Genomic DNA, 13,664 nt, shown 5'->3' on the forward strand with positions numbered 1-13,664 from the left:
TTTATAATTTATTTGATTGTCTATTTTTCAGAATCTATCACTTCACCCAAAAGGTGAAGATCTTCGGCTCCTGCAATTTCAGTTGAACACTCGCCCAGCCAACCGTTTTCCTGGTTAACGCCACAATGCACCCGCACAAAGTCCACTCCTGGCAAATTCACCGGATTTCCTTCTGCATCCACTGCCCAGGCAATATCAATGGCCGAATTGTCATGTGCATTGGGATAGTTATCGGCATAACCAAAGCCAAAACCATACAACACATAGTAGTTCCCCTGCCCGCTTTCGTCAATGCCATTCTCAGGCAAGCGGGTGCCTTTCAAGGTATAAGAATCCCTTTCGATCCAAGCCGGGAAATAAGATTGACGGTGAAATGCGTTTTTCACTTTAAAGCCGGAATTTCCCTGGTTGTCCTCCCAACGGATGTACTCCTCTGTTGCCTGGTCTGGCTCTTCCGTGGGGCGGAAATAGGTAATCTCGTAGCCCGGAATAATGTCTAGATCATTACCGGCAGCTTTTCCCAAGCAATACCAAGCTTCGGAGCTTACCGAATGATGAGCACTTCCTGCAATTTCATACCACTCCTCGGGGTCAGCTTCCCCATTCTGGTTTTTGTCATAAGCGACCATAATCACTCCAGGTTCGCAGCTTCCACCAAAGGGAGCATCCGGCTGTGGGTTAGCTGCGGCACCAAATGCGTTGCCTTTCACCCGAAAATCACGTCTTCCGGGAAGGTTAGCCACCGTATGGTCAAAACGAAAAGTAACATAGCCGCCAAAACCACCGAGGGTAATCATCGAAGCATCTTCGCCAGCCAATAAATCGCTGGTTTTTGCAATCATGCTTGCTTGGGTATCCCCTTCTTCGTAGCTTGGAAGCTTGTTTACAAACTGTCCAACTCCTGGCAAATAATCGAGCACTTCAGCTAAATAAGGGCTAAATGCTTCGGCTTCCTGCTCTACGAGCACATCAATGGCAAAATCCTCTTTTTCTCCAGCCTGAGTCACTTCCAGGTTTAATGCGTAGGTTCCAGGCTGAATCGTTATAAACTCAAGCTCCAATTCTTCGCTAATCAAAGAGTCCACGGCCCCTTCCGGAGTTTGCGTTAAAGACCATTTGTAAGTGGCCGCTTCGTAGCCAGTTACTTCGGGTTTAATGGTTAGCACCGTTGAACGAGTCGTCGTATAATTGTCGTTCAACTTAATTTCTTCGGGAGGAAGCAATTCTTTCTTGTCATCCTCATTACAAGCCACTAAATTGATAGCAGCCAAGCCAACAAAAAGCCAGCTTACGGGTCGATTGATTCTTCGTATCATATAAAATTTGTTGATGGTTAGTCTTTTTTCAGCAATGCAAAATGAGCTGGAATATCGCCGGTGCGCACAGTCCACTTCTTTTTTCCATTTCGGTCGAAACAGTACAGCATGCCGGGCGTGACATAGTTGCCAGCATCAGCAAGGAAAATATCTCCGGAAACGGGATGAACCATTACCCCATAGGGAATTTCAATCTCCTCATCCGTTCCATCGGTGATGAAGTTGCGGGTAACGACTTTGCGTGTTTTCGTGTTAACAATGGCGTAGGTAATTTCATTGGAGTAAGTGATGTAACTCCAGGAAACGCTGCACACATAAAGCGAGTCTCCTGACAGGTAACAGCTACTCACGGGAACATCAAGGGTGTCAGTTACCGCTTGCTTTTCCGAATCGATAAAAAATAATTGGGAAGGCAGCTCTTTATAATCGCCACGGGAGCTCACCCACAAGTCTCCTCGCTGATCCGCGCGCACCCGATGCAGGTTCGCAGCCACATCAATGCGCTTTTCTTCGGTAAAACTTTCCAGGTCAATAACCGAAACAGTACGTTCATAATTATCACTGCTTCCGGCTCCCATGTAGCCACCCGAGTTTGCCACATAAATTTTACCATTCACAATTGCCAGTTCATCCGGCTGAAATCCGACCAAGCACTCATCAACTACCTGCAGGGTGGCTGTATCGACTTTCGCCACAAAACCACGCTGTGTATAATCGGGGTTAATTTCAACCGGCCCAGCATAAGACGTAACGTAGGCATATTTCCCTTCAAACTGAATGTAGCGGCAATTGGGAATCTCAATCTGTCCAATTCGAGTGGCAGTTTGAGCATCCATCACCTCAATTTTATTCGAAACATTGATGACCGCATAAAGCTTTGAGCCATAAATTTGAAGATCGTTGCCCACATCTCCCAACTCCTTTGGGACATCCGGATTGACCTCAGCATAAATATTTCGGCTATACGTTCCCGAATCAAAATCGTAAAAATCGAGGGTCGACTTGTTACTCCCCATATTTCCTTCATTCAGAAGGTAAAAACCACGATACGCTGTTGTTTCCTCCGGTTTTTCCAGGTCAATTTCATCGGATGAAAACAGTTCAACCTCTTCGCGACACGACGACAGTGCGCCGAGCAACAGCAAACAATGCAGCCCTAATAACAATCGGCTCATAATTCAAGGGTTAATGTTAATTTGTAATTTCGTTTGGGCATTGGATAATTCAACACCACCTCATAGTCCTGACTCAGCAGGTTATTGACTTCAAGCGCCACTTTTAAGCTCCAGTCGTTTAGCGCAACCGTCTTCAAAAGCGATACATCATTCGTGTACCAAGGCTGTTCGTAATTTTCGCGGATATTGGCCGAATTGTGGTAGCGCTCGCCCACGTAAACGAAGCTGTAGTTCAGCTGCCAGGATTGATACCTGACCGAAGCAATAAAAGAACCGCTGTGCCAGGGGATGTAAGGAATCTGCCCGCCCCAGGTCGTTTTCTCCAAATCCGGATTCTTTCGAGGAGTAAAATCCTGCGCTTTCTGGTAAGTATAAGTTCCTTTGAGGTTCAGCCAAACCTCAAAAGGCAAGTCGAAAGTTGCTGCAGCAACCGCATCAAGTCCGCGGATCTCAACCTTCCCCAGGTTCATCATCATCCAACGGTACATGCCACTTCCTTTTGGCACTGCTACGATCTTGTTGGTCACCTCATTGTAATAACCATCGGCCTGCAATTCCCAATGAACCAAGGAGCGATTCGCCATCGTTTTAGCATACTTAAAGCCAACATTGTACTGATGCGTAAACTCAGGCTTCAGTTTGATATTTCCGATGTCGGTGTAGTACAAATCATTAAACGTAGGCATCCGGAAAATGTGCTTATAGAAGGCCCGGAAAGTCAGGTCGTGATTCTCAAAAGGAGCATATGAAAAGAATATAGCGGGTGTTATTTCCTCCTTGCTGGGTGCCGAGCTTGCCGCTTGCCCGTCGCTATTTTCTGCTGATGTTATATTTTCATTGATAAAGGTACCCAGCACACTTGCCTGCGACTTAAACGCCCCCAAATCAAGTGCCGTAGCCAAAGCAACCAAAGCTGATCTTCGGGTTGGATAGACCAATCCTTCCAGATCCGACTTTAGCCAGTTCCATTGTAGGTCGGTTGACAAAGAAATATCCCAATAAGTCGTGAGTTGATATTTTTGAGCCAAGGAAGCATAGGCCTCTTGCTGTCGAAAGGAATTGTCAATATACATCAAGGTTGTATCCGGATTCAGATACCGCATGCGATCGTTGGCATACTTCATTTTGAGCATCAAATCGTAACGATCGGTGATTACTTTTCGCCAGCCTCCCTGCACAAAAAAGTTGGTATCCCACTGGCGCTGCGCATTCATCCAACGATTGTTTACAATGGCACCGGGAATCCCCCGTTCCGAATCGTAATAGTAAGTTTTCACCTCCCAGTGCCCATCTTCGGTTCTGCCATACAAGCCACTTTCTACCCGAAAAGCATGAATGTCTCCGTTTTTTCGAATAGCTGTTGTATCGTAGGCCACCTCGTTGCTTCCTGGCAAAACCCGCTTGTAACGGAACTTGTACTTCCCAGAGGAGTGAATATACTCTGCATTGATTGAAGCATTTACCTTTTCCGACAACTTGCGTTCGTACAGAAAAGATGGATTCGCCAAGTCAAATGATCCTGTTCGAAAAGTAGCTTTCAAATGCTCCTTTTCCTGCCCCGAAAAATGTGGACGCCGAAATTTGAGGTAAATTGCTCCGGAAGAGCCATAATCCCGGGCAGGCTGAAAAATATCGCTTTTTTGACCGTTATACAGCGAGATGCTTTCAATATTATCCAAGGAAAACTTTCCCAAATCGATTTGTCCATTCTGGGCATTTCCCAACTGAATTCCATCGTAAAAGACGCCCATGTGGTTCGTCCCCATGCTTCGCACGTTGACCGTTTTCAGGCCACCAACGCCACCGTAATCTTTGATTTGAACGCCTGCAAAGTACCGGATAGCATCTGCAACCGAAAAGCTATTTAGCGCTTTTAATTGCTTGCCGTCAAGCTGTTGAGCTGGAATAATTGACTTGGAGGTTGGCTGAGGTGCGGCGATGAGCACCTCCTGGATATGCTGAATGCTATCCAGCTTGCTTTGAGCTGCCAAAATAGAAGGCAGAAAGAGACAAAGCAGTAATAAAAAAAAGAATTTTCTGTTCATTTGATGCTAATCCTTAACTATTACTACTTTCAGGAAAAGACATACAAAAACAGAAAAGCAGTTCCGCAGAAGAACCTTTCCATCTCTAAACTTTAATCCCCGAAAGTTTAAAAACTATGTAATGTATTGGCAGGTCTTCTGACTTACTCATCTTATGCACCTTCCCGTTATTCACAGTGGTTTGTTTCGCATAAGACCTTCGCGAGCTTACAGCAGCGGGTCTGTTCAGGATTCTCACCTGATTCCCTCTTAGCTATGCAAATGCATAGCACCAACAATGCGACAAAAGTATGTATTATTTTAATAAAAGTAACCGTTCGACAAGAAATTAGGCCTCCTTTTTCTCAAACGACAATTTATTATCTCCCTAGTGCACTCAAATACAGCGCTCCGAAGACAACATACAATCGAAAGCAATCCAACAAATCTTAACTTCAAGCCCGGAACGTTTAAAACCCGGCAACATGTGTTATTTTGGGAACAGTCAGTTACCAGGCAGTCAACCTGACGGGAGGCTGGGGCGACCATAACTTTTGGCATGGTGGCGCACGCTTATTTTACTCGTTCCTGGCAAGTCTGTTGGTTTACCGCTACAACTGGATCATCAAAAACAAACCAGGATTCATCGGTTTAAGCATCCTTTTGTCACTCACATTTATAATGCCTTTCTTCCCACAGAACTGGCTTGCAGAGTTGCTTGTGATTGTCCTTATTTTCCCACTTCTTGTTTCACTTGGTGCTGGCTCAAGCTTGTCGCCAAAAATGGAGAAAGCATGCATCTTTTCAGGAAAGTATATCTTACCCGCTCTATATGACCCACGATGTAGCTATCTGGATTTTGGGGAACTATTTCTCACAGACCAATCCGGACAAAACAGAGCAACTTTGGTTATTACCATAGGCACTATTCTGCTGGTTGGCCTTAGCTACCTGATCAAGATTGCCTTTGATACCCCAGTACGGAATTACCTGAATGCCAAAAGCAGAAAGCATCTGAACTCCTAGTTTTGAGCAATATTACGACAGCATAAAAAAAGGGAGAACTATTAATAGTTCTCCCTTTTTCTTTAATTATTGCAATACTACAATTCCCGAATCCAAATATTGCGAAAACTCACTGGGTTGCCATGATCCTGTAAGATAATCGGACCATCGCCATGTGGCTTCACGGCATATTCCGGAATGCCGATGTATTCAGTTGGACCACGAACAATGACATTGTTTTGTACCAACACCCCATTGTGAATTAAAGTAATCCGCGGATGTGTAAAATAGGTTCCATCAGCGTTAAAGCGTGGGGCCGTATAAATAATATCATACGTTTGCCACTCGCCCGGTCCTTTGCAGGCATTCACCAAAGGCGCATGCTGTTTGTAAACACTCCCGGCCTGGCCATTCCGATAGGTGCGATTGTTGTAATTATCCAACACCTGCACTTCGTAAATGCCCTGTAAAAAGACGCCACTGTTGCCACGCCCCTGGCTTTCGCTCACCACTTCGGCTGGCGACCGCCACTCCAGGTGTAACTGAAAATCTTTAAACTGACGCTTGGTCTTAATGATACCAGTGCCGCCCTTCACTGTTGCAACACCATTCTCAAAATCCCAGCCCGGCTCTTCGCCATTCCCATTGGTCCATTCATAGCCAAAAGCCTGTTCAGCTCCTAACAGCACAATGGCATCCGAGGGTGCATCCATCGGTTTTTCGCCAGGTGTCACAACGGGCACTTCCGGATCCCAAATTTCAGTCATTTCAGGCACCATTGCTGGTCGTTCTTCCTGGGCAAACACGCTCATGCTCATCAATACGAGTAGTACGAATACTAATTCTCTCATGGTTTATTCAAGTTTAGGTTAAAAAAATTACAGGTTTAGTTGTTGCATAATCGCGTCTATTTTTTCTTCAGCCAACAGCTCGACCGTATCAAACTCTTCGCGACTATTAAGCTGCCCGGCCACTTCAAAATAGAATTTAATTTTGGGCTCAGTGCCCGACGGACGCACCGAAATCTTGGTTCCGTCTTCCGTGAAAAACTGCAGCACATTGGACGTAATTTTCTGATCGATTTTCTTGCTTTCACCACTAAGCAAGTTTCGCTCTGTCAAGTCTGCATAGTCTTTCACGATTTTCATCAAACCACCACCCAATGATTTGGGAGGATTGGTCCGAAAATCAACCATCATCTGCTGAATTTCTTCGGCTCCGGTTTTTCCCGGACGAACGATGTATTTCATTTTTTCCTTGGAATAGCCATATTCCAGGTAAATATCTTTAAGCAATTCGAACAAGGTTTTGCCTTGATCTTTAGCCCAGGCTGTAATTTCAGCCATCAGTGCACACGAAGAAACCGCGTCTTTATCACGCACAAAATCGGCAGGCATAAAACCAAAGCTTTCCTCGCCTCCACCAATGTATTTCTTCACACCTTCGTTTTCACGAATCACTTCGGCAATGTATTTAAAGCCGGTATACACATCAAAAAATTCGATGCCATTTTTCTGGGCAATTTCAGCAATCTTCTCTGTTGAAACGATGGTTTTAACAATAAATTCATTGCCTTCCAGCGCCTTGTTTTCCTTCATCCGGGTGATGAGGTAATAGATAAACAACAAAGCCGTTTGGTTACCATTGATGATGAAAAATTCGCCTTTGTCATTTTTCACAGCCACACCAATCCGGTCAGCATCCGGATCCGAAGCCATCACCACATCGGCATCCACCTCATAGCCTTTTTTCATGGCCATTTCCATAGCAGCCGGCTCTTCCGGGTTTGGCGAAACCACCGTTGGGAAATCACCACTCACCACATCCTGCTCAGGTACATTGATGATGTTTTCGAAACCAAAAGCACGCAAAGCCTGAGGAATCAGCTTCACCCCAGTTCCATGAATCGGGGTGTAAACAATTTTCAGATCCTTGTATTTTTGAATGATTTCGGGGGCCAGCGAAACAGTTTTCACTTTCTCGATGAATTTATTGTCCATCGCCTCACCCAAAATCTCAATCAACTCTTTATTGCCTTCAAATTGAATATCTTCCACCTTTACTTGCTGCACCTCATGAATAACATTCACATCATGCGGCCCAACAATTTGAGAACCATCTTCCCAGTAGGCTTTATAACCATTGTATTCTTTCGGATTATGCGAAGCGGTCAGGATAATACCGCTTTGACAGCCCAATTCGCGGATGGCAAACGAAAGCTCCGGCGTTGGACGCAAATCTTCAAACAAATACACCTTAATTCCGTTGGCAGCAAAAATACCGGCACTTTTTTCGGCAAACAACCGGCTGTTGTTCCGGCAATCGTAACCAATAGCCACCTTTATCTGCTCCAATCCGGCAAATTCTTTTTTCAGGTAATTGCTCAATCCTTGTGTAGCAGCACCTACGGTATAAATATTCATTCGATTCGAGCCGGCTCCCATAATCCCCCTTAATCCACCGGTTCCAAACTCCAGATCCCGGTAAAAGGAGTCAATCAATTCGGTTTTGTCTTCCTGCTCAAGCATGCGTTTTACTTCATCCCTTGTTGCTTGGTCATACACCTCGCTTAACCAGGTTTTTGCTTTACTAACAACTGCGTCCAGAACTTCGTTATTTGTTGCCATCTCTTTCTATTTTTTTAGTTCGGTAATACATTTTTTCAGGCTGTCGCGCCAATATGGAATCTGAACCCCAAAAATACGCTTAATTTTGGATTTATTCAGCACACTGTAGGGCGGACGGGCTGCCGGCGTTGGGTATTCTTCCGTAGCAATTGGATGAACATGGCAGGAAATTCCCGCCAATTCGTGTATGGCCTTGGCAAAATCGTACCAACTACACACGCCTTCATTGGAATAGTGGTAGATTCCCGGCTTCCAGTCACAAAGTTTATTTTCAGTTTTTGAAATAATTGTTAAAATCACCTCTGCCAAATCATCGGCATAAGTTGGTGTTCCTACCTGGTCGCATACCACCCGAAGTTTATCGCGCTCCTCGCCCAGCTTCACCATGGTTTTCAAAAAGTTTTTACCGTGAATGGAATACAACCACGAAGTCCGGATTACCAGCGATGATGGGGCTTCTTTGAGCAATGCAATTTCCCCATTCAGTTTGCTTTTGCCATAAACCGACTCAGGATTCACCAAATCGTTTTCGGTGTAGGGTGTATAGGAAGTTCCGTCAAACACATAGTCGGTTGAAACATGAATCACTCTTGCCTGATGCTTCTGCCCCACTTTTCCGAGGTAAGCCGGAACTTTAGTATTAATCAACCGTGCTAAATCAGCTTCTTTCTCCGCAATATCAACAGCCGTGTAAGCTGCGCAGTTGATGATATAAGCAGGCTTTTCCGTTTCAACAAACATCGCCACAGCGGCCTGGTTGGTTAAATCCAACTCCTGGATGTCTGTAAACAAAAACTCAAATTCATTGTAATTGGCTGCCAGTGCTTTAATTGCTGCCCCTAACTGACCATCGGCTCCTGTAACTAGAATTTTTTTCATAGCTTAGAAATTGTATTCGGCATCCCGAAACAAGGGATTCGCCTGATCTTTTTCTGAAATTAATGCCTCTTGCTTGTCAATCCGCCAATCAATTTGCAATTCCGGGTCGTTGTATGAAATCCCCCGTTCCGACTGTGGATGATAATACCCATCACACTTATACGCAAAAACGGCTGTCTCGCTCAACACCGAAAAGCCATGCGCAAATCCGCGAGGCACATAAAATTGTTTCTTGTTTTCACCGCTTAACTCCACGCCATACCATTGTCCAAAAGTGGGCGAATCCTTGCGCAAATCAACCGCCACATCAAATACAGTACCTTCAATAACCCGAACCAGTTTGGCCTGTGCATACGGGGCCAGCTGGTAATGCAAACCACGAATAACCCCTCGCGAGGATTTCGATTCGTTATCCTGCACAAAAGGCCGGTCTATGCCTGCCTTTACGAGTTCTTTAGCGTTAAATGTTTCTAAAAAATAACCCCGTTCATCCTGAAATACGCGGGGTGTTAAGACCAATAGCCCGGCTATTGGTGTTTCTGTAATTTCCATGAATTCAAATTCTGTTTAAAACGATGCAATTTTCTTATGAGCCAAATTGTATAAATATTGACCGTATTGGTTTTTCATCAAAGGTTCGGCCAGTTTCAGCAACTGTTCTTTGTCGATATATCCCTTTTTGAATGCAATTTCTTCAAGACATGACACTTTTAAGCCTTGGCGCTGCTCAATGGTAGCGATGAAGTTGGAAGCCTGCAACAAACTATCGTGCGTACCAGTGTCCAGCCAGGCAAATCCCCGTCCAAGCAGCTGCACCTTCAGCCGTTGCTCTTCCAGGTAAAGCCGGTTAAGGTCGGTAATCTCATACTCCCCGCGGGCGGATGGCCTCAACGACTTGGCCTTTTCAACCACATCGTTGGAATAAAAGTACAAGCCGGTTACGGCATAGTTTGATTTAGGCTCTTTGGGTTTCTCCTCCACTGAAAGCACCTGTCCCTGCTCATCAAAATCAACCACGCCATAGCGCTCCGGATCGTTCACGTAATACCCAAACACCAAAGCGCCATCTTCCAGCTCACCAGCCTCAGTCAATATCTGGCTGAAATTGTATCCATAGAAGATGTTATCGCCTAAAATCAGACACACCTGGTCATCACCAATAAATTCTTCGCCAATCACAAAGGCCTGGGCCAATCCATCGGGTGAAGGCTGAACTGCGTAACTTAGCTGAATACCAAACTGTGAACCATCGCCCAGCAAATCTTCATACAAAGGAATATCCTGGGGCGTTGAAATAATCAAAATTTCGCGAATACCTGCCAACATCAAAACCGACAACGGGTAATAAATCATCGGTTTATCGTAAACCGGAATAATTTGTTTTGAAATCGATTTCGTAATTGGATATAAACGTGTACCGGAACCTCCGGCCAAAATAATGCCTTTCATACTAGCTTGTTTTTAATAATTCGTCAAAATAAGCAATTGTTTTCTGCAAACCCTCTTCCAACTCCACTTTAGGCTGCCAGCCACCCAGCTTTTCCTTGGCCAGCGCTATGTCGGGCTGACGCTGAATCGGATCATCCTCCGGCAAGGGCAGATGAGTAATTCTGGAGCGGCTACCTGTCAGTGAAATAATTTTCTCAGCCAATTCCAACATGGTAAATTCATTGGGATTTCCAATATTAACCGGCCCGATAAAATCCGGGGGCGTCTGCATCAGTCTTTTCAAACCATCAACCAAATCATCTACATATTGGAAACTACGACTTTGTGTACCATCACCAAAAATGGTAATATTTTCATTGCGTAGTGCCTGAACAATGAAGTTGGAAACCACGCGTCCGTCGTCGGGCTCCATTTTAGGACCGTAAGTATTAAATATGCGAGCTATTTTTATGACTACCTGGTTTTGTACATGATAATTTACAAATAAGGATTCCGCGCAACGCTTACCTTCATCATAGCACGAGCGGACACCAATCGGATTTACATTCCCCCAATACGATTCCGGCTGCGGATGCAGTTCCGGGTCACCATACACCTCGCTGGTCGAGGCCTGCAAAATCCTAGCATTAACACGCTTGGCCAGCCCGAGCATATTAATCGAGCCCATTACCGAAGTTTTAATGGTTTTAATGGCATTTTGCTGATAGTGCACAGGCGAAGCCGGACAAGCCAGGTTGTAAATTTCGTCTACTTCAATGTAAAAAGGCATAATCACATCGTGTCGTACCAGTTCGAAGTAAGGATTCTCCAACAGGTGAACCACTTTTTGTTTCGCCCCGGTGAAAAAATTATCCAGACAAATTACCTCATTCCCTTCGGCCAACAGCTGCTCGCAAAGGTGCGAACCAATAAAACCAGCCCCTCCGGTCACCAAAATTCGTTTTTTCCGTCCGTCCATTTTTATTTATTTTTCAACGATCCTTTAAGTCGCTTAACCAGCACGCAATCAAGCACTGTGTAGCACGCTATTCGGTAAAGCATACCAAAATAAGGAATTTAATCGATCCTAACCATAAAAAACCGGATGCAAAACTAAGCAGATCATCGAATTGTTAACGAATAAAACACCGGATAATTTGAAAAAACAGCAAGATCACAAAAAACTGCCCCCAAACATCCAAAAAAGAACTGAAAACCTTTGATTTAAAGCATATAAATCCTAATTTTGCGGCGCATTTTAACAAATATAAAGTCTAACTTATTAATTAATTGATTATTAGAATGACAGAAGAAAAAAAAGAGAACCTTGAGCAAAAGGAAGAACTCGAACAACCTCAGGTTGTAGAAAACGCTCAGCAAGCTGAAGCTCCAGCCGTTGCTGAAACTGAAGAATTTGACTGGGATGCACTGGAAGCCGATGATGAAGGTTTTGCAGGTGCGAAAAAACAAGAATTAGTTGATCTTTACGACAACACTTTGAACACTGTTCAGGAAAAAGAAGTACTGGAAGGTACCGTTATTTCAATGAACAAACGCGAAGTAGTTGTTGACATCGGCTACAAATCTGACGGTATTGTAAGCTTAAACGAATTCCGCTACAACCCTGAGTTGAAAGTTGGTGATTCAGTTGAAGTTTACGTTGAAAGTCTGGAAGACAAAAAAGGACAAATGATCCTGTCGCACAAAAAAGCACGTGCAGTCCGTTCTTGGGACCGTGTTAACGCTGCGCTGGATAACGACGAAATTATTAAAGGATACATCAAATGCCGCACGAAAGGTGGTATGATCGTTGACGTATTCGGAATTGAAGCTTTCTTGCCAGGTTCTCAAATTGATGTGAAACCAATCCGCGACTACGACATGTACGTGGGTAAAAACATGGAATTCAAAGTGGTTAAAATCAACCAGGAATTCCGTAACGTAGTGGTATCACACAAAGCATTGATTGAGGCTGAACTGGAACAACAGAAAAAAGAAATCATCTCTAAACTGGAGAAAGGCCAAGTATTGGAAGGAACTGTTAAAAACGTTACTTCTTATGGTGTATTCATCGACTTGGGTGGTGTTGACGGATTGATCCACATTACTGACCTGAGCTGGGGACGTATTTCTCATCCGAACGAAATCGTAGAATTGGATCAAAAACTGAACGTTGTAATCCTTGACTTCGATGATGACAAAAAACGAATTGCACTTGGCTTGAAACAATTGACTCCTCACCCATGGGATAACTTGGATGCTGAGTTGAAAGTTGGCGACAGCGTGAAAGGAAAAGTTGTGGTTATGGCTGACTACGGTGCGTTTGTTGAAATCGCTCCTGGAGTTGAAGGTCTGATCCACGTATCAGAAATGAGCTGGTCACAGCACTTGCGCAGCGCTCAGGACTTCCTGAAAGTTGGCGACGAAGTAGAAGCTCAAATCCTGACATTGGACCGCGACGAGCGCAAGATGTCACTGGGTATCAAACAACTGAAAAAAGATCCATGGCAAGAAGTGGATACTAAATTTGGTATCGGAACAAAACACAACGCTACAGTTCGCAACTTCACCAACTTTGGTGTATTTGTTGAGATCGAAGAAGGTGTTGACGGTTTGATCCACATTTCAGACTTGAGCTGGACGAAGAAAATCAAACACCCATCTGAGTTTACTGCAATTGGTGCAGATATCGAAGTTGTTGTATTGGACATCGACAAAGACAACCGTCGCTTGAGCCTTGGCCACAAACAACTGGAAGAGAACCCATGGGATGTGTTTGAAACAATTTTCTCTGTTGATTCAATCCACGAAGGTACCGTTGTTGAGTTGTTCGACAAAGGAGCTACAATCGCTCTTCCATACGGTGTTGAAGGATTCGCAACTCCTCGCCACCTGGTAAAAGAAGACGGTTCAAAAGCCAGCCTGGAAGAAAAACTGGATTTCAAAGTAATCGAATTCTCAAAAGCTGCCAAGCGTATCATTCTTTCTCACTCACGTGTATTCGAAGATGAGAAAAAAGGCGAAGACACAGCTAAGAAGAAAGCACAAAGCAAGCAAACTGCCAAAGCAATGAAAGCAGTTAAAGATAGCCAGGAAAAAACAACTCTTGGTGACATCAGCGAGCTGGCTGCCTTGAAATCTCAGATGGAAGCTGAAGAGAACAAAGAAAAATAGGCCGAACGCTATCGATCGTTTCAACATAAATTCATA

General features: G+C 44.4%; 11 protein-coding genes and 1 riboswitch. Of the genes, 2 read left to right on the forward strand and 9 right to left on the reverse strand.

Translation table 11 applies throughout. The annotated features are described in order from the left end of the window. Positions 1 to 20 precede the first annotated feature (20 nt). The 3 genes from ACRD6K_RS12685 to ACRD6K_RS12695 are packed head-to-tail and all read right to left on the reverse strand — an operon-like array spanning position 21 to position 4,536. Positions 21 to 1,316, reverse strand: a complete 1,296-nt coding sequence (locus tag ACRD6K_RS12685; protein WP_430973541.1) for a PKD-like domain-containing protein — start codon at positions 1,314 to 1,316, stop codon at positions 21 to 23. Between the two features lie 17 nt (positions 1,317 to 1,333). Further along, positions 1,334 to 2,491, reverse strand: a complete 1,158-nt coding sequence (locus ACRD6K_RS12690; protein WP_430973542.1) for a YncE family protein — start codon at positions 2,489 to 2,491, stop codon at positions 1,334 to 1,336. Next, a complete protein-coding gene (locus tag ACRD6K_RS12695) occupies positions 2,488 to 4,536 on the reverse strand; it encodes a TonB-dependent receptor plug domain-containing protein (protein WP_430973543.1) in 2,049 nt (682 codons plus the stop codon). Before ACRD6K_RS12695 ends, ACRD6K_RS12690 begins: the two co-directional genes overlap by 4 nt. 111 nt (positions 4,537 to 4,647) lie before the next feature. Continuing rightward, a riboswitch (cobalamin riboswitch) is annotated at positions 4,648 to 4,827 on the reverse strand. A gap of 183 nt (positions 4,828 to 5,010) precedes the next feature. Here ACRD6K_RS12695 and ACRD6K_RS12700 point away from each other — a divergent pair. After that, positions 5,011 to 5,541, forward strand: a complete 531-nt coding sequence (locus ACRD6K_RS12700; protein ID WP_430973544.1) for a hypothetical protein — start codon at positions 5,011 to 5,013, stop codon at positions 5,539 to 5,541. Between the two features lie 77 nt (positions 5,542 to 5,618). Here ACRD6K_RS12700 and ACRD6K_RS12705 read toward each other — a convergent pair whose 3' ends face one another. The 6 genes from ACRD6K_RS12705 to ACRD6K_RS12730 are packed head-to-tail and all read right to left on the reverse strand — an operon-like array spanning position 5,619 to position 11,433. Then, positions 5,619 to 6,371: a 3-keto-disaccharide hydrolase gene (locus tag ACRD6K_RS12705; protein ID WP_430973545.1), complete on the reverse strand. Its 753-nt coding sequence runs from the start codon at positions 6,369 to 6,371 to the stop codon at positions 5,619 to 5,621. A 27-nt stretch (positions 6,372 to 6,398) separates the two neighbouring features. Further along, the gene (locus ACRD6K_RS12710) at positions 6,399 to 8,147 is read right to left on the reverse strand and encodes a phospho-sugar mutase (protein WP_299580285.1); all 1,749 of its coding nucleotides are present in this window, start codon (positions 8,145 to 8,147) and stop codon (positions 6,399 to 6,401) included. A gap of 6 nt (positions 8,148 to 8,153) precedes the next feature. After that, positions 8,154 to 9,026, reverse strand: a complete 873-nt coding sequence (gene rfbD, locus ACRD6K_RS12715; protein ID WP_430973546.1) for a dTDP-4-dehydrorhamnose reductase — start codon at positions 9,024 to 9,026, stop codon at positions 8,154 to 8,156. Between the two features lie 3 nt (positions 9,027 to 9,029). Continuing rightward, positions 9,030 to 9,578 carry a dTDP-4-dehydrorhamnose 3,5-epimerase gene (gene rfbC, locus ACRD6K_RS12720; protein WP_430973547.1) on the reverse strand — a complete coding sequence of 183 codons (549 nt, stop codon included), beginning with the start codon at positions 9,576 to 9,578 and terminating at the stop codon, positions 9,030 to 9,032. 15 nt (positions 9,579 to 9,593) lie between these two features. Continuing rightward, a complete protein-coding gene (gene rfbA / locus ACRD6K_RS12725; protein ID WP_430973548.1) occupies positions 9,594 to 10,475 on the reverse strand; it encodes a glucose-1-phosphate thymidylyltransferase RfbA in 882 nt (293 codons plus the stop codon). A gap of 1 nt (position 10,476) precedes the next feature. Next, positions 10,477 to 11,433 carry a UDP-glucuronic acid decarboxylase family protein gene (locus ACRD6K_RS12730; RefSeq protein WP_430973549.1) on the reverse strand — a complete coding sequence of 319 codons (957 nt, stop codon included), beginning with the start codon at positions 11,431 to 11,433 and terminating at the stop codon, positions 10,477 to 10,479. 323 nt (positions 11,434 to 11,756) lie between these two features. Between ACRD6K_RS12730 and rpsA the strand changes: the two genes are divergently transcribed. Next, positions 11,757 to 13,628: a 30S ribosomal protein S1 gene (gene rpsA / locus ACRD6K_RS12735; RefSeq protein WP_299580271.1), complete on the forward strand. Its 1,872-nt coding sequence runs from the start codon at positions 11,757 to 11,759 to the stop codon at positions 13,626 to 13,628. Positions 13,629 to 13,664 lie beyond the last annotated feature (36 nt).

It is taken from the genome of Sunxiuqinia rutila, from assembly GCF_050589705.1.
GTDB lineage: Bacteria > Bacteroidota > Bacteroidia > Bacteroidales > Prolixibacteraceae > Sunxiuqinia > Sunxiuqinia rutila.